The organism is Bradyrhizobium sp. Leaf396, from assembly GCF_001424605.1.
GTDB lineage: Bacteria > Pseudomonadota > Alphaproteobacteria > Rhizobiales > Xanthobacteraceae > Bradyrhizobium > Bradyrhizobium japonicum_C.
Genome location: NZ_LMQJ01000023.1, coordinates 149,018 through 163,494 on the forward strand (window position 1 = coordinate 149,018; position 14,477 = coordinate 163,494).

17 protein-coding genes are annotated in these 14,477 nt (G+C 64.4%); 14 read left to right on the plus strand and 3 right to left on the minus strand.

Annotated features, from left to right (window positions below):
• Window positions 1-93: 93 nt before the first annotated feature.
• The 9 genes from ASG57_RS20890 to ASG57_RS38955 all read left to right on the plus strand — a co-directional run bounded on the left by ASG57_RS20890 (window position 94) and on the right by ASG57_RS38955 (window position 8,100).
• A complete protein-coding gene (locus ASG57_RS20890; protein WP_024337328.1) occupies window positions 94-516 on the plus strand; it encodes a hypothetical protein in 423 nt (140 codons plus the stop codon).
• A gap of 113 nt (window positions 517-629) precedes the next feature.
• The gene (htpG, locus tag ASG57_RS20895) at window positions 630-2,507 is read left to right on the plus strand and encodes a molecular chaperone HtpG (protein ID WP_057197284.1); all 1,878 of its coding nucleotides are present in this window, start codon (window positions 630-632) and stop codon (window positions 2,505-2,507) included.
• 179 nt (window positions 2,508-2,686) lie between these two features.
• Window positions 2,687-2,965, plus strand: a complete 279-nt coding sequence (locus tag ASG57_RS20900; RefSeq protein ID WP_024337330.1) for a DUF3551 domain-containing protein — start codon at window positions 2,687-2,689, stop codon at window positions 2,963-2,965.
• Window positions 2,966-2,975: 10 nt separating this feature from the next.
• Window positions 2,976-3,269: a DUF3551 domain-containing protein gene (locus tag ASG57_RS20905; protein WP_057197286.1), complete on the plus strand. Its 294-nt coding sequence runs from the start codon at window positions 2,976-2,978 to the stop codon at window positions 3,267-3,269.
• Between the two features lie 216 nt (window positions 3,270-3,485).
• Window positions 3,486-5,291, plus strand: a complete 1,806-nt coding sequence (locus ASG57_RS20910) for a long-chain-acyl-CoA synthetase (RefSeq protein ID WP_156402760.1) — start codon at window positions 3,486-3,488, stop codon at window positions 5,289-5,291.
• Between the two features lie 143 nt (window positions 5,292-5,434).
• Window positions 5,435-5,680, plus strand: a complete 246-nt coding sequence (locus ASG57_RS20915; protein ID WP_057197479.1) for an acyl carrier protein — start codon at window positions 5,435-5,437, stop codon at window positions 5,678-5,680.
• Window positions 5,667-7,049, plus strand: a complete 1,383-nt coding sequence (locus ASG57_RS20920) for a class I adenylate-forming enzyme family protein (RefSeq protein WP_024337333.1) — start codon at window positions 5,667-5,669, stop codon at window positions 7,047-7,049. The genes ASG57_RS20915 and ASG57_RS20920 overlap by 14 nt, the downstream gene beginning before the upstream one ends.
• Window positions 7,042-7,764, plus strand: coding sequence for an SDR family NAD(P)-dependent oxidoreductase (locus ASG57_RS20925; protein WP_024337334.1), 723 nt, complete (start codon window positions 7,042-7,044; stop codon window positions 7,762-7,764). The genes ASG57_RS20920 and ASG57_RS20925 overlap by 8 nt, the downstream gene beginning before the upstream one ends.
• A 126-nt stretch (window positions 7,765-7,890) precedes the next feature.
• On the plus strand, window positions 7,891-8,100 hold the full coding sequence (locus ASG57_RS38955; RefSeq protein ID WP_035697809.1) for a hypothetical protein: 210 nt from the start codon (window positions 7,891-7,893) through the stop codon (window positions 8,098-8,100).
• Between the two features lie 4 nt (window positions 8,101-8,104).
• On the opposite strand, the gene ASG57_RS20935 is transcribed toward ASG57_RS38955, so the two are convergent.
• Window positions 8,105-8,503, minus strand: a complete 399-nt coding sequence (locus ASG57_RS20935; protein WP_024337335.1) for a hypothetical protein — start codon at window positions 8,501-8,503, stop codon at window positions 8,105-8,107.
• Between the two features lie 214 nt (window positions 8,504-8,717).
• Between ASG57_RS20935 and ASG57_RS20940 the strand changes: the two genes are divergently transcribed.
• The gene (locus tag ASG57_RS20940) at window positions 8,718-9,869 is read left to right on the plus strand and encodes a DUF3095 domain-containing protein (protein ID WP_024337336.1); all 1,152 of its coding nucleotides are present in this window, start codon (window positions 8,718-8,720) and stop codon (window positions 9,867-9,869) included.
• A gap of 146 nt (window positions 9,870-10,015) precedes the next feature.
• Here ASG57_RS20940 and ASG57_RS20945 read toward each other — a convergent pair whose 3' ends face one another.
• Together ASG57_RS20945 and ASG57_RS20950 are read right to left on the minus strand one after the other, a co-directional pair.
• Window positions 10,016-11,401 (minus strand): MATE family efflux transporter, encoded by a 1,386-nt coding sequence (locus ASG57_RS20945; protein ID WP_024337337.1) that lies wholly within the window; start codon window positions 11,399-11,401, stop codon window positions 10,016-10,018.
• 81 nt (window positions 11,402-11,482) lie between these two features.
• A complete protein-coding gene (locus ASG57_RS20950; protein WP_057197290.1) occupies window positions 11,483-12,010 on the minus strand; it encodes a GNAT family N-acetyltransferase in 528 nt (175 codons plus the stop codon).
• Window positions 12,011-12,256: 246 nt separating this feature from the next.
• Here ASG57_RS20950 and ASG57_RS20955 point away from each other — a divergent pair, with 246 nt between their 5' ends.
• From ASG57_RS20955 to ASG57_RS39265, 4 genes are all read left to right on the plus strand, one after another.
• Entirely contained in the window at window positions 12,257-12,853 is a 597-nt protein-coding gene (locus ASG57_RS20955) for a superoxide dismutase (RefSeq protein ID WP_057197292.1), read from the plus strand.
• A 253-nt stretch (window positions 12,854-13,106) separates the two neighbouring features.
• Window positions 13,107-13,712, plus strand: coding sequence for a permease (locus tag ASG57_RS20960; RefSeq protein ID WP_024337340.1), 606 nt, complete (start codon window positions 13,107-13,109; stop codon window positions 13,710-13,712).
• The gene (locus ASG57_RS20965; RefSeq protein ID WP_024337341.1) at window positions 13,709-14,209 is read left to right on the plus strand and encodes a hypothetical protein; all 501 of its coding nucleotides are present in this window, start codon (window positions 13,709-13,711) and stop codon (window positions 14,207-14,209) included. Before ASG57_RS20960 ends, ASG57_RS20965 begins: the two co-directional genes overlap by 4 nt.
• 43 nt (window positions 14,210-14,252) lie before the next feature.
• Window positions 14,253-14,477 (plus strand): hypothetical protein, encoded by a 225-nt coding sequence (locus tag ASG57_RS39265; protein ID WP_035728841.1) that lies wholly within the window; start codon window positions 14,253-14,255, stop codon window positions 14,475-14,477.

Genomic DNA, 14,477 nt, shown 5'->3' on the forward strand with positions numbered 1-14,477 from the left:
CGCACACGGTTAAGTGATCGTAACGGTCAAGAACTCCCGCTCCTGCGGCGGCGTTGTTCCCGCGATCGCCATGGGGGCGAGGGATCGACAGCCATGTCACAGATTCAAAAGGTCTTTTTGGGTGCCGTCGCGATCGTCGCGACGCTGGGTGCCGTGCAATTGGCGTCTGGGCACGATCTGGCCGACCGTTGGCAGGCAGTCGCCGATATCCCCAGCCACAGCTCGATTTCCGCGCCCAGCCAGAACGTCAATCGCGCCGCGAAGGCGGACCGTCTCGCTGGGCTTAAGCCGGCGCCGGTTGCCACGCGCACGGTGTCGATGCGGCTGAACGACCTCGCCGAGACGTCCGTGCTGCTGCGGGTCCCCGCGACCATCGAGACCGGCAACGCCAAGCCGCCACTGCTGCTCCAGAACCAGAAGAAGGTACGCAGCAAGCCAACGATCGCCTGCGAGCCGATGGTGAGCTCCCTGACCGAAGTCGCCAAGCTTCTCCAGCCCGGCCGCTGCGTGACCTGATCTGCGCTCTCAGGACGACAGCACCGCAGGGCGATCGCTTCACATCCTCTTGATCCGTCATTGCCTCGCGCTATATCCGGGTTCCTTCCCTTTTGTTTTGACCGGGTAAGCGCATGACGACGTCAGACACGGCTGTGCATACGCAGCCTTTCCAGGCCGAAGTTTCCGAACTGCTGCACCTGATGGTGCATTCCGTCTATTCGGAAACCGACATCTTCCTCCGCGAGCTCATCTCCAATGCCTCCGATGCGTGCGACAAGCTGCGCTACGAGGCCATCGGCAGTCCCGCCCTGCTGGGGGAGGGCGACGCCCTCAAGATCCGCATCATCCCGAACAAGACTGCCAAGACGCTCACGATCGCCGACAACGGCATCGGCATGGAGCGGCAGGAGCTGATCGACCACCTCGGCACCATCGCCCGCTCCGGCACCAAGGCGTTCGTGTCGAAGCTGAAAGAGGCCAAGGACGGGCTCGGCCTGATCGGGCAGTTCGGCGTCGGCTTCTACTCCGCCTTCATGGTCGCCGAGAAGATCGTCGTCATCAGCCGCCGCGCCGGCGAGAGCGACGTCTGGACCTGGAGCTCCCAAGGCGGCTCCGGCTTCGAGATCGCCCGCGCGAGCGACGAGGACGCCGCGCGCGTGACGCGCGGCACCGAGATCGTCCTGCACCTGAAGGACGATGCCAAGAAATATCTCGAGACCTACGAGATCGAGCGCATCGTCACGGCCTATTCCGACAACATCCTGTTCCCGATCGAGCTCGTGCCCGAAGAGGGCGAGCCGCGCCAGATCAATTCGGCGAGCGCGCTATGGCAGCGGTCGAAATCCGAGCTGACAGCGGAGGACTACAAGAAGGCCTATCATCAGATCGCCTCCGCCTTCGACGACCCCGCGATGACGCTGCATTACCGTGCCGAAGGCCGGTATTCCTACGCCGTGCTGCTGTTCGCGCCCTCGACCAAGCCGTTCGACCTGTTCGAGCCGAACCGTAAGGGCCGGGTCAAGCTCTACGTCCGCCGCGTCTTCATCACCGATGATGCCGATCTGTTGCCGGGCTATCTGCGCTTTGTCCGCGGCGTCGTCGACAGCGAGGATCTTCCGCTCAACATCTCGCGCGAGATGCTCCAGAACAATCCGCAGCTCGCGCAGATCCGCAAAGCCGTGGCGACCCGTGTCGTATCCGAACTGGAAAGCCTTGCCGAGAAGGACCCGGAGAATTTTGCCAAGATCTGGGACGCCTTCGGCGCGGTGCTAAAGGAAGGCATCTATGAGGATTTCGAGCGGCGCGAAAAGCTGCTCGCGCTGTCGCGCTTCACCACCACATCGGGCGAGAAGCGGTCGCTGAAGCAGGTCATCGCCGATTTCAAGCCGAACCAGACCGAAATATATTACCTGGTCGGCGACAGCATCGAGCGGCTGAAATCCAACCCACGGCTCGAGGCCGCGACCGCGCGCGGCATCGAGGTGCTGCTGCTGTCCGACCCGGTTGATGCCTTCTGGACTTCGATGCCTTCGGAGTTCGACGGCAAGCCGCTGAAATCGTTGAGCCAGGGCGATCTCAATCTCGACCTGATCCCACGCATTGACGACAAGGATGAGGCGAAGAAGGAAGAACCGGCCGCGGATGAGGCCGCCACCGTCGCCGTGATCAAGGCTGCGCTCGGCGAACGCGTCAGCGACGTCAAGGCCTCGACGCGGCTCACCAGCTCGGCCTCCTGCCTCGTCGCCGACAGCCAGGGGCCGAGCCGCGAGCTGGAGCGAATCCTGGCGCAGCAGAACCGCGGCATGAAGACCAAGCCGATCCTCGAGATCAATTTGCGGCATCCGCTGGTTACCGCGGTCACCAAGGCGCAAGCAGGCTCGAAGGTCGTGGACGATCTCAGCCTGCTTCTGCTCGAGCAGGCGCAGATCCTGGACGGCGAATTGCCGGAAGATCCGGCGGCGTTCGCGGCAAGGCTGAACCGGCTGGTGTTGCAAGGGCTCGGCGCGTAGCCGCTGGTTCGGCCGTCAACCCCGGCTATGGCGAGGGCGAGTGCTGCGAGAGCGCTCCACTCACCTTGCCGTCATCTCTCTCTAGGAACAGTCGCCTCCAGCGTGGTGTTATGCCATATGAGGTGACTGAGGTGACCGGCATCCGTGCCGGCGCCGTGTTCGATTCGAGGATTTTTTCCATGCGCTTGCCGATACTGACCGTCACCGCAATTGTGACCCTATTCGTCGCGGCCGATGCCAGCGCCCAGACCTATGATCCGCGCTATCCCGTGTGCATGCATGTCTATACGCCCGGCGGCTTCGGCGGCGGCGGCGATTATTTCGACTGCTCCTTCACCTCACTGCCGCAGTGCCGAGCCTCCGCCTCGGGCCGCTCGGCGAGCTGTGACCTGAATCCCTATTACGCCTTCGACCAACCCCCGCCGCGCCCGCGCAAGCGACAGAGGCAACAGTACTAGCGGTCCCACGATGCGGTTTCCTCGGATCTTCTCGTCCTGTGCTTCGCTCGCCCTGCTCCCCGCCGTCGGCGCTTGGCTTGTGATTGCGCCCTCCCACGCGCAGACCTTCGATCCACGCTACCCCGTCTGCATGCACGTTTATTCCGGCGCGAATGGCGGTGGCGGGGAGTGGTACGACTGCTCCTTCACATCCATCCCGCAATGCCGCGCCACCGCTTCGGGCCGCGCCGCGACCTGTGACCTCAATCCATATTATCCCGTCAACGCACCGCCGCGCCATTTGCGCCGCGGGCGAAGCGGCTAGCGCCTGCCTGGCGTTTCGGCGCCGGTGCTGGCGTAACAGCTGAGCCGCCAATTTCGTTGGCCTTGTGCGGGCCGTCTCGTGCAGCCGGCGGGCTGGTAAGGAATGACTAGCGTTAATCGCGCACTAACCGGCTTTTACCCTGCCCCTTAACACCTGGGCAGGGCGGTGCGGGCTAAGATCGGCGAACCAGCAGCCATGGCCCGAGAGAACAACAGCATGACCACCGCTGTCATCGAGCAAGCGAAATCCGCGCGCGCGCCGTCGGCGTCGAAGATCTGGCTGAAGGCGATCGAGCTCACCGCACGGATCGAGACGCTGCCGGGACGTCTGTTCGCCGACGTCGTCGACGATTGGGCGCGACGCCAGCCCGATCGCGCGGCGCTGGTCACCGACATTGGCGCGCTCGATTACGAAGGCCTGTCGAAGCGTATCAATCGCTACGCGCGCTGGGCGCGCTCGGTCGGCCTCGTCAAGGGTGATACCGTCGCACTGATCATGCCGAACGGCATCGACTATCTCGCGGCATGGCTCGGCATCAGCCGCGTCGGCTCTGTGGTCGCGCTGCTCAACACAAAGCTGGTGGGGCAGTCGCTTGCGCATTGCATCGATGTCGCCGCACCCCGACACATCATCGTCGCGCATGATCTTTCGGAGGTGCTGGAGAGCGCGAAGCCGCATCTGAAGACGCAAGCCAAGGTCTGGACCCATGGCGATGCCCGCGGCGAACGTGCGATCGACGTCGCGCTTGCCGTCCTGGACGACGGCCCGCTCGCGCCGGACGAGCACGGCGATGTCAGCATCGAAGATCGCGCTCTGCTGATCTACACATCGGGCACCACGGGCCTGCCGAAAGCGGCCAGTATCAGTCACCGCCGCATCCTCAACTGGGGCTTCTGGTTCGCTGGTCTCACAGGCGCGACACCGCAGGATCGGCTCTACAACTGTCTGCCGCTATTCCATTCGGTTGGCGGCATCGTCGCCCCATGCAGCATGCTGGCTGCCGGCGGCTCCGTGGTGATTGCGGATAAGTTTTCGGCTTCGAACTTCTGGTCCGACATCGTGCGCCACGACTGCACGCTGTTCCAGTATATCGGGGAGCTCTGTCGCTATCTGCTGAAGGCGCCGCCGTCGGAATATGAGAACCGCCATCGCCTACGGCTGGTCTGCGGTAACGGCTTGCGCGGCGACATCTGGGAAGACTTTCAGGCTCGTTTCGCCATTCCGCGCATCCTCGAATTCTACGCGGCAACGGAAGGCAATTTCTCGCTGTTCAATGTCGAGGGGCAACCTGGCGCAATCGGGCGCATCCCGCCGCTGCTCGCGCATCGCTTTCCGGCCAGTCTCGTCAAGCTCGACCCCGATAGCGGCGCGCCGCTGCGCAGTGACGAGGGCCTCTGCATGGCCTGCGCCCGCGGCGAGGCCGGCGAGGCCATCGGCCGCATCGGCACCGCGGACCAGGGCGGCGGCCGATTCGAGGGCTACACCGATGCCGACGAGACCGAGAAGAAGATCCTGCGCGACGTCTTTGCCAAGGGCGACGCCTGGTTTCGCACCGGCGACTTGATGCGGATGGACGACAAGGGCTTTTTCCATTTCGTCGACCGCATCGGCGACACCTTCCGCTGGAAGGGCGAGAATGTCGCGACCTCGGAGGTCAACGACGCCGTGCGCGATTTCACCGGCGTGGTCGACGCCACCACCTATGGCGTCAGCATACCCGGCGCCGACGGTCGGGCCGGGATGAGTGCGATAGTCGTGAACGAGGGTTTTGACATCACCGCGCTGCCTGCTCATCTCGCACTTCGCCTCCCGGCTTACGCCCGCCCGGTCTTCATCCGTATCTCGCGGGAGCTCGACGCCACCGAAACGTTCAAGCAGAAGAAAGGCGTTCTCGCGCGGCAGGGGTTTGACCCCAGCGCGATCTCCGATCCGCTGTTCATGCTCGAGCCGAAATCCGGCGCCTACGTCGCGCTGGATGCCGAGGTCAATGCACGCATCAACGACGGCACGATCAGGCTGTAGGCCTGCGGAAATCAGCAGATAGGTCCAATTTTATCTGAATTGTCCAAGAAGCCATTTACTTCTGTCGGGTAAACAGACGGTCATGGGGAGGCGGTCATCAAGAGCCGCCGTAACACGAATTGATAATGAAAAGCGAGCCAGCCATGTCGGTAAGGTCAAAGGTCATCGAAGCCATTCAGCAGATCGCCAAGGAACAGCACGTCGCGCTTCCTGCGCTCTCGGACGATCTGTCCCTGCACGAGACGGGCTTCGACTCGCTCGCCTTCGCGATCCTGGTCGCGCGTCTCGAGGACGAGACCGGCGTCGACCCCTTCACCATTTCCGGGGACGCAGCGTTTCCCGCCACCGTCGGCGATTTCGTGCGGGCCTACGAAAATGTCCCCGCGTGAGATCTTCGCGCTTCGCGATCATCTCGGCGCGGAGCTGAAAGGCCGCACGATCTCCGATGCGCACGACGTCGTGTCGCTGACCGACATCCTGTCGCATACGGTTCTGGGCGGCCGGCTGCGCGAGCTGTCGGGCCGCGCCGTGCTGCTCAAGCTGTCGGACCAGCTCCGGTCGGGCCTTGCCATGATCGAACTCGACGGCGTCGCCCGTCGCATGCTGCTGTGCCCGCCCGATCTCAACCCGGCGCATCTCGACGCGTTGGTCGCGGATGCCGGAATCGATGCCGTCGTGACGGACGAGCCGGATCGTTGGGCCGGCACTGGCGTGCCGCTGGTCGTCACCGCGCAGTTGCCGCTTCAAGCCACCGCGCGGACCAGGACCGAACGCGCCACCGAATGGCTGATGCTCACCTCGGGCACCTCGGGCGTGCCAAAGATCGCCGGCCATACGCTGGAAGCGCTGACAGGCGCGATCGTTGCCGAAGGCCCCGCACGCGGGCCTGCGCCGGTATGGGCGACGTTCTACGACATCCGCCGTTATGGCGGTTTGCAGATATTCCTCCGCGCCGTCCTCTCCGGCGGTTCGATGGTGCTGTCCGATCCCCATGAGGCACTCACCGATCACATCGCGCGGCTGAACGCGCGCGGCGTGTCGCACATCTCCGGCACGCCCTCGCACTGGCGCAAGCTCCTGATGAGCGGCTCGGCCGCGCAGTTCGCCCCGGCTTACGTCCGTCTCTCCGGCGAGATCGCCGACCAGGCCGTGCTCGACGGCCTCAAAGTGGCGTTTCCCCATGCCTCCGTCGGCCACGCCTATGCCTCGACCGAGGCCGGCGTCGGTTTCGCCGTCAATGACGGGCTCGAGGGATTTCCGGCCGACTATCTCGGCAACCGCAATGGCGTCGAGATGAAGGTCGTGGACGGCTCGCTGCGGATCCGGTCGACACGAACAGCCCACGCCTATATCGGCCGCAACGCCGCGGCGCTCACCGATGATGAGGGGTTTGTCGACACCGGCGATATCGTCGAGCTGCGCGGTGATCGTTATTACTTCGTCGGCCGCCGTGGCGGCATCATCAACATCGGCGGGCTGAAGGTCCACCCTGAGGAGATCGAGGCGGTGATCAACCGCCATCCCGCCGTGCGGATGTCGCGCGCCAAGTCTCGCCGCAGCCCTATCACCGGCGGCATCGTCGTCGCCGATGTAATTCTTGCCGAGGGTACCGATCCGGCGCACGCGAAGGGGATCCGGGATCAGATCCTGGAGCAGTGCCGCGCCCAGCTCGCCTCGCACAAGGTGCCGGCCGTGATCCGCTTCGTCGAGGCGCTCGATGTCACCCCGGCCGGAAAACTGGCGCGCACCGATGCATAATATTCTCGTCACCGGCGGCAGCCGCGGCATTGGCCTGGCGATCGCCAGGCGGCTCGCCGGCGCCGGCTTCAACGTGGTTGCGGCCGCACGGCGCGAGAGCGAGGAGCTCAAGAGCGCGATTGCCGAATCCGAGGGGCGCCTGCATTTCCGCTCCTGCGATCTCGCCGTGATTGATGCAATTCCGGCTTTCGCGAAACTCGTGCGCGACGAGTTCGGCCCGATCTACGGCCTCGTCAACAATGCCGGCCTCGGCACCGAGGGCCTGCTTGCCACCATGCACAATTCCGAGATCGAGGCGCTGGTGCAGCTCAATGTGCTGTCTCCGATCATCCTCACAAAATATGTTGCGCGGCAGATGATGGCGGATGGTGCGGGGCGCATCATCAACATCTCCTCGATCATCGCGACCACAGGCTACAACGGCTTGTCGGTCTACGGCGCGACCAAGGCCGCCGCCACCGGCTTCACCCGCTCGCTTGCGCGCGAGGTCGGCAAGCTCGGCATCACCGTGAACGCGATCGCTCCGGGCTTCATAGACACCGAACTCACCCACAATCTCTCCGACGAGGGCCGCAAGCGCATCGCCGGCCGCAGCGCGCTGCGCCGCTTGCCGGAAACGGACGACATCGCTCGGATGGTGGAATATCTGCTGGGGGAAGGCGGCCGCAATGTCACCGGGACGGTGTTCACCGTCGACGCGGGGAATACGGCATAAGCGGAACCCGCCCGTCGTGATCGTGTTGATCCGGCACAATGATATCTGTCCGGATCTGGTCGTAAGATGCCCCGCAATCGATTGGGTTACGTCAACCGATCTGCCCTAATCGACAGGGAGCAGTCCATGACCCCGCCAAACATGACCGCTTCACACCGGAGTCTGCCGGAGCAATCCCGGACGGAGCCGGATGATGTCCGCTGTCCGCCGATGACGCATCAGAATTCCGGCAGTCACGGCCATGAAATGTACCCACAGCAATTCGTGCGCCTGGTCGGCTGTCGTGATGCGTCGCTCGACAGCCTACGCAAGCGTCAAGAGGACAAGCTGCACTAGCCGCTCACGTTCGCTGCTTCGGCGAGTCCTTCGGCAGGTCAATTCGCTGCTGTGAGAATTCCGGCGGCCCCTCGGTCAGGCGGCGAATGCGGCGTTCGCGTTCGTCGGCCGGCAATGCGGGATCGAGCAGCGCCTCGATCTCGTGTACTGCGATCTCCTCGATCCTGGTGGCGCTCGATTCCGTCGGGTGTACCGGCGGGACGACCGGGGGCGTCATCTTCAGGCCCAGTTCGATCAGCTTGCAGATCGCATCCGAGCGGGTCAGGCCATGAGCTTCGGCCCAGGCATCGACGGCTGCCGTCAGTCTTTCGGGCATCTTCACCGCGCTGACTGGGTCAATGCCCGTGCGCCGGCGGACTGGAGAGCCTGAGTCCTTGCGGCCAAAGTCGGACACCTCGATCATCCCATGCACCCCTTTGAGCTGAATGACGATATCCGGTCTCCCCAGACGGCCGTTTGACGCCGATCAATGACCCGCCGCGGAATCGCAAGCGCCGGCATCTTGTTGTCCGTGTCCTTTTCGGCCAAATGATCGAAAAGGCTGCCGGCCGGCGAACCCGGATCGGTCCTGCCGCGTATTCTGTTCCGACGCGCATTCCAACCACCCGGCATTCCGAATGATTTCAGGCGAGTCTTTCTATCGCGGCATTCCCGTCTTCAGAGGCTTCACCAGCCTGATGGATCCCGCGCTCTACTCGCCGCTGCCCGACGACTGGAGCATCGGCGTTGCCGATATCGTCGATTCGACCAGGGCGATCGCGGCGCAGCGCTACAAGGCGGTGAACATGGCAGGCGCTGCGGTGATCGCGGCGGTGACGAACGCGTTGGCGGGACGCGAATTTCCCTTCGTATTCGGGGGCGACGGCGCAAGCTTTGCGGTTTCGCCGGATGATGTCGAACTGGCCCGCGAGGCGCTGGCTGCGACTGCGACCTGGGTGCGGGAAGATCTCGATCTGACCATGCGCGTCGCACTAGTGCCGGTCAGCGCCATTCGTGCGCAGGCCCTGGACGTGCGCGTCGCCCGGTTCGGGCCTTCGGCCAACCTGTCCTATGCGATGTTCTCGGGCGGCGGCCTCGCCTGGGCCGAGGCCGCGATGAAGCGCGGCGAGTTTGCGGTCGAGGCGGCGCCCGCGGGCACGCAACCCGACCTGTCGGGCCTGTCCTGCCGATTCGAGGTGATTCCGGCCTCCCGCGGATTGATCCTATCGCTGCTGGTGATGCCGACACGGGGTGCCGATCCGCGCGCCTTCCGCAAGGTAATCGAGGACGTCATCGATCTGGTCGAGCTCAGTCCGGATGGCGGCCGCCCGGTGCCGCCGCAAGGGCCGCCGCTGAAATGGCCGCCGCAGGGGGTGGACTTCGAGGCCCGCACCAAGCGTGGCGGTTCGCTGCTCGCACGCAGGGTCAGCGTGCTCGCCTACACGCTGTTCGCCTATCTGATCATGCGCTTCGACCTCAAGGCCGGCGGCTTCATGCCTGGCGTCTACAAGCGTCAGGTGGCTGAGAACTCGGACTTCAGGAAATATGATGACGGCTTGCGCATGGTCATCGACTGTACGGTCGAGCTTGAACGTGCCCTCACCGATCGTCTCGCTGCGGCGGCGCGCGAGGGTATCGTGCGCTACGGCGTCCACCGGCAGGATGCGGCCATGATGACCTGCTTCACACCCTCGCTGCTGCGGAGCGATCACGTCCATTTCATCGACGGCGCGCGTGGCGGCTATGCCTCGGCGGCGACGGCGTTGAAGGCGATGATGGCAGCGAGCTAGCGCCCGGCGCGCGTCCAGATCTCGCCGCCGCAGAGCGCACCGACGCAGCCTGGACAAGGGCCCTAGAATGGAGCGCCTCGATAGCAGCCCGGCAGGATAGTGCAACGCTGGCTTGGAATCACATTCCCGCGCCTACCGCCCTATGATCATTTGCCCCATCGCACGAAGGCGACAGACGCCGCGGTCGACAGTCCGAACACGACCATGGCGCCACCGACCAGCGCGAACAGAGTCCAGGCCGGAGCTTGCGCGGTCATCAGTCCGACGCCGCCGATCGCGACCATCAGGAGCCGCACCGTGGAGGCGAGCACGGGGCCGCCGACTCGCGCCGCACCCTGTGACGAGAAGTACAACGACACGCCCATGCCGAAGAACACGAAGGCCGGTCCTGCCCAATGGAAATAGCTGTGCGCTGCCGCGGTGACGCCGGGATCCCGCGTGAAGAGCCCGACCCACAGCGACGGAGCGAGCGCAACGGCGAGGCCGATCAGGCCGATGGTGAGTCCGGAGGCCGCCGCCGCAGTCCAGGCCACCCGCCGCGCGCGCTTCACGTCTCCGGCGCCGATCGCCATGCCGACCATCGGCACCGAGGCTATGCCGAAGGCGAAGGTGATCGGGATGAGCAAGAATTCCAGCCGCGATCCGATGCCGTAGCCCGCCAGTGTTTCGGTGCCGAAGGTCGCCAGGATCTTGGTAAATATCAGGATGGTGAGCACGGTCTGGAGCGGCGACAGACAGGCCAACGCGCCGACCTTAAGAATGTCCACGAACATCGCGCGCTCGAAATGGAAGGCACGAAGAGCCAGCGGCAGCCGGCTGCGTCCGGACAACAGATACCAGAGGAAGAAGATCGCCGCGCAGCTGAACGCAATCAACTGGCCGCTCGCGACGCCCGGCATGCCGAATTGCGGCACTCCGAACAGCCCGAGCCCGAGCGTGCCGCCGAGCGCGATTTGGAGCACGCTCGCTCCGATCAGCGTCATCGAAGGCAGGCGCATGTCCCCGGTGCCACGGATGACCGAGGCCAGCGTGTTGACGAGCCAGATCGCCACCGCGCCGGAGAACAGCACCTGCGAATAGCTGCTGGCCTCCTCCAGCACCTGCTCGCGTCCGCCGAGGAGCGCGAAGAAGGAGCGGCCGAAGACGAGCATCATCACCGTGAAGAACAGCCCGCCGCAGAGGCCGATGATGGCAGCGTGCAGCGCCAGCGTCGCAGCGCGGTCGCGATTCCCAGCGCCCAGCGCGCGGCTGATGGCGGAGGAGACGCCGCCGCCCATCGCGCCAGCGCTCATCATCTGCGTCAGCATCGCGAACGGAAACACCAGCGCGATCGCCGCGAGCGGAATGGTGCCGAGCCGGCCGATATAGGAGGTCTCGGCCACCGCAACCAGCGTGCTGCCGACCATCGCGATCATGTTGGGAATCGCGAGCCGCAGCAGCGTCGGGAGAATCGGTGCGGTCAGCAGGCTGGCGATGGGGGAGACGACCGGCGCAACCGGCGGGACGGCATCTAGGGGGGCATCGATCGTCATGTTCACCGGGCGGAATATTAAATGATGGTCGACATATTATAGAACGTGGGTCGACCCGCGCAGCCCTTGCTCACGCAGGGCTCACCAGGGCAGGCCGCATAGGTCGATGGTGCCCAGCGTCGGCGCGCGGACGATGTTGAAGACGTAGGGCGCCATCTGGGTAAAGCGGATCCGCCCTTCCGGCTGCTCGCAATAGACCTCGCCCTCGAAGGGGAGCCAGCTGCGGGCCTCGTAGAATGCGAAATTGTGCGGCTCGCAGAACAGCAGGGCGAAGCGGACCGCTTCGTTGGCCCTGATCGTGTGCACGGCCGCGTCGAGTGCGATCGTTGCATAACCGCGGCCGCGTCGGTCCTCGCGCGTGCAGACCCCGCCGATGCCGCCAATGTGGACCTTCTGTCCGTTCCAGGTGACGGTTCGGAAGTAGATGCCGACATGGCAAACGAGACCGTCCTCGGGCGTCTCGATCAGAACGCGCAGATCGGCATTGGCCCATTTGACGTGCGCCCAGGGCTTGTCCGCAATCACATGTGGTCCCCACACTGCCTGATGCAGCGGCTCCGCTATCGGCCACGAGGCGTCACCGTTCAGAATGTCGATCTCGATGCTCATGGCTCCGTCTTTCGCACTGGCGCTGCGCAGGGCATTCGTTCCGCCATAAGCGCTTCAAAGGCAATGGTATTTTGCATCGGCCCGCCACGACTGCCGCAGATGTCCTTGTCCTGCGACGATTTTATGCAATCGTGCCAAGCGTCGGCACCACGCGTTTTCGAAATTCTGAGGTATTTAACGGCTGCGGAACCTTCTATAAGGGGTGACCGTTAGAACTCGTTCCCCACCAGTTGCGGACAAGAACCCATGACCTTTACGCTGCCCCCACTCCCTTACGCCTATGACGCCCTCGGTCAGTACATGTCGAAGGAGACGCTCGAATATCACCACGACAAACATCACCAGGCCTACGTCACCAACGGCAACAACGCGCTCAAGGGGACCGAATGGGAAGGCAAGTCCCTTGAAGAGATCGTCAAGGGCTCGTTCGGCAAGAACCCGGCCGTGTTCAACAATGCCGGCCAGCACTACAACCACATTCACTTCTGGAGCTGGATGAAGCCCAATGGCGGCGGCACCAAGCTGCCCGGCAAGCTCGAGAAGAAGATCAACGAGGACCTCGGCGGCTTCGAGAAGTTCAAGGCGGACTTCCAGGCGGCCGGCATCGGCCAGTTCGGCTCCGGCTGGTGCTGGCTCCAGGTCAAGAACGGCAAGCTCGAGATCTCCAAGACCCCGAACGGCGAGAATCCGCTGGTGCACGGTGCTACCCCGATTCTCGGCTGCGACGTCTGGGAGCACTCCTATTACATCGATTATCGCAACCGTCGCCCCGACTATCTCAAGGCGTTCGTCGAGAACCTCGTGAACTGGGAATACGTGGAGTCCCTGTTCGAGAAGGCGTGACGATGTCATTCCGGGCCGCGCGAAGCGTGAGCCCGGAGTTCATTCGAATGCTAGGGCTCGCGCCCGATGGGTTCCGGGTCGGCGTCGGCGCGCCGCCCGAGACTGACAAAAGGCGGTCGCTGGCGCGGCCGCCTTTTTGCTGTGCGGAATTGCCCTGCGTGGTACGCGCATGGGTCTGTCATCACGCCGTTTGCATCGCCTCGGCGGCGCCCTTAATCAGAAAAGGATTCACCCTCGAGCCGCCCCACACCCATTGTCAGAACCTTCCCCGAACACGCCGGCGCCTGCCGAGGACTCCGAGCCGCGTCCGGGGCGTGTGCGTAAGCCGATCGGCTGGTCGACTATCATCATCGCGGTCCTGGTGGCGGTGAGCGCAGGCCTTGTCTGGCGTCGCGACGGCACCGATGGCGTTCTCGACATTCTGACCCACGACCTCTCGCTCTTCTCCGGCATCCTGCCGCGCGTGCTGGCCGGCTGCCTGCTCGGCGCTTTCATCTCGGAGATCCTGCCGCACGAGAAAGTCTCGCGCTCGCTCGGGCCGAAGTCCGGCTTGATGGGTCTTTTGATTGGTACCGCGTTCGGCGCGATCCTGCCCGGTGGTCCCTTTACCGCCTACCCCGTGGCGAGCGCGCTGCTCGCGGTCGGTGCCGATTTCGGTGCCACCATCGCCATGGTCGTGAGCTGGACCCTGATCGGCTACGGCCGGGCGGTGGCCTGGGAGATCCCGATCATGGGCACCGATTTCACCTTGTGGCGGATCGTGATCTCGCTGCCGCTGCCGGTGCTCGCAGGCGCTCTCGGCCGCTTCGTCTACGTGAGGATGTATCCGAAGCCCGCCATCAAGGACGACGAGACTTGAGCGCAGCGCTTCTGATCGACATCCTGTTGTGGGGCTCGGTGCTAGGCGTCGGCCTGATCGCATTCCGCCGCGGCCCTCCCGTATTCAAAGCCTCGCTTCGAGAAGGCGCGATGGACTTCATCAACATCGTGCCGCGGATCGCGCTCGGTGTGATCGGCTCCGGCTACATCGCCGCCATCATACCGCAGGAGGTGATCACAGGTTGGCTCGGACCGGACAGCGGTTGGCTCGGGGTAGCGACCGCCGTGGTCGCTGGCGCCGCGACGCCCGGCGGTCCTGTGGTTGGCTTCTCCATCGGCACGGTGGCGCTGAAGTCCGGTGGCGGCGTGCCTCAGGTGGTCGCCTATGTCGTCGCCTGGGCCCTGTTCGCCTTCCAGCGGGTGATCTTGTGGGAGATCCCGTTCATGCCGGCCCGTTTCGTCTGGTTCCGCTGCGCCGTATCGGTGCCGTTTCCATTCGTGGCCGCGGCGGTCGCGATGGTGATCGGCAAGCCGTGAGCCGGGCGTGGACAGGGGTAATGTTATAATATAACGTCACATCATGGTTCCTGCTGCGTCCCGCGCCGATCATCATGACCATGCCCACAGCCACCCTCATGGCTACAGGCATTCGCACGACCACGCCCATAGCCATGATGAGGCCTCACCGCATCCGGCCCAAGCGGCGCCCTGGTCGATCCTGCGCATGACCATGGCGGGTCGCCTTGCGGCCGCAGTCGGCGTCTGTGCCGTTCTCTGGGGCATCGTCTTGCTGGCGATGAGGTGA

Bases quoted from the DNA above. Each gene is read 5' to 3' on its own strand.
- ASG57_RS20890 (WP_024337328.1), top strand. From the start codon at position 94: ATGTCACAGATTCAAAAGGTCTTTTTGGGTGCCGTCGCGATCGTCGCG.
- htpG (WP_057197284.1), top strand. From the start codon at position 630: ATGACGACGTCAGACACGGCTGTGCATACGCAGCCTTTCCAGGCCGAA.
- ASG57_RS20900 (WP_024337330.1), top strand. From the start codon at position 2,687: ATGCGCTTGCCGATACTGACCGTCACCGCAATTGTGACCCTATTCGTC.
- ASG57_RS20905 (WP_057197286.1), top strand. From the start codon at position 2,976: ATGCGGTTTCCTCGGATCTTCTCGTCCTGTGCTTCGCTCGCCCTGCTC.
- ASG57_RS20910 (WP_156402760.1), top strand. From the start codon at position 3,486: ATGACCACCGCTGTCATCGAGCAAGCGAAATCCGCGCGCGCGCCGTCG.
- ASG57_RS20915 (WP_057197479.1), top strand. From the start codon at position 5,435: ATGTCGGTAAGGTCAAAGGTCATCGAAGCCATTCAGCAGATCGCCAAG.
- ASG57_RS20920 (WP_024337333.1), top strand. From the start codon at position 5,667: ATGTCCCCGCGTGAGATCTTCGCGCTTCGCGATCATCTCGGCGCGGAG.
- ASG57_RS20925 (WP_024337334.1), top strand. From the start codon at position 7,042: ATGCATAATATTCTCGTCACCGGCGGCAGCCGCGGCATTGGCCTGGCG.
- ASG57_RS38955 (WP_035697809.1), top strand. From the start codon at position 7,891: ATGACCCCGCCAAACATGACCGCTTCACACCGGAGTCTGCCGGAGCAA.
- ASG57_RS20935 (WP_024337335.1), bottom strand. From the start codon at position 8,503: ATGATCGAGGTGTCCGACTTTGGCCGCAAGGACTCAGGCTCTCCAGTC.
- ASG57_RS20940 (WP_024337336.1), top strand. From the start codon at position 8,718: ATGATTTCAGGCGAGTCTTTCTATCGCGGCATTCCCGTCTTCAGAGGC.
- ASG57_RS20945 (WP_024337337.1), bottom strand. From the start codon at position 11,401: ATGACGATCGATGCCCCCCTAGATGCCGTCCCGCCGGTTGCGCCGGTC.
- ASG57_RS20950 (WP_057197290.1), bottom strand. From the start codon at position 12,010: ATGAGCATCGAGATCGACATTCTGAACGGTGACGCCTCGTGGCCGATA.
- ASG57_RS20955 (WP_057197292.1), top strand. From the start codon at position 12,257: ATGACCTTTACGCTGCCCCCACTCCCTTACGCCTATGACGCCCTCGGT.
- ASG57_RS39265 (WP_035728841.1), top strand. From the start codon at position 14,253: ATGGTTCCTGCTGCGTCCCGCGCCGATCATCATGACCATGCCCACAGC.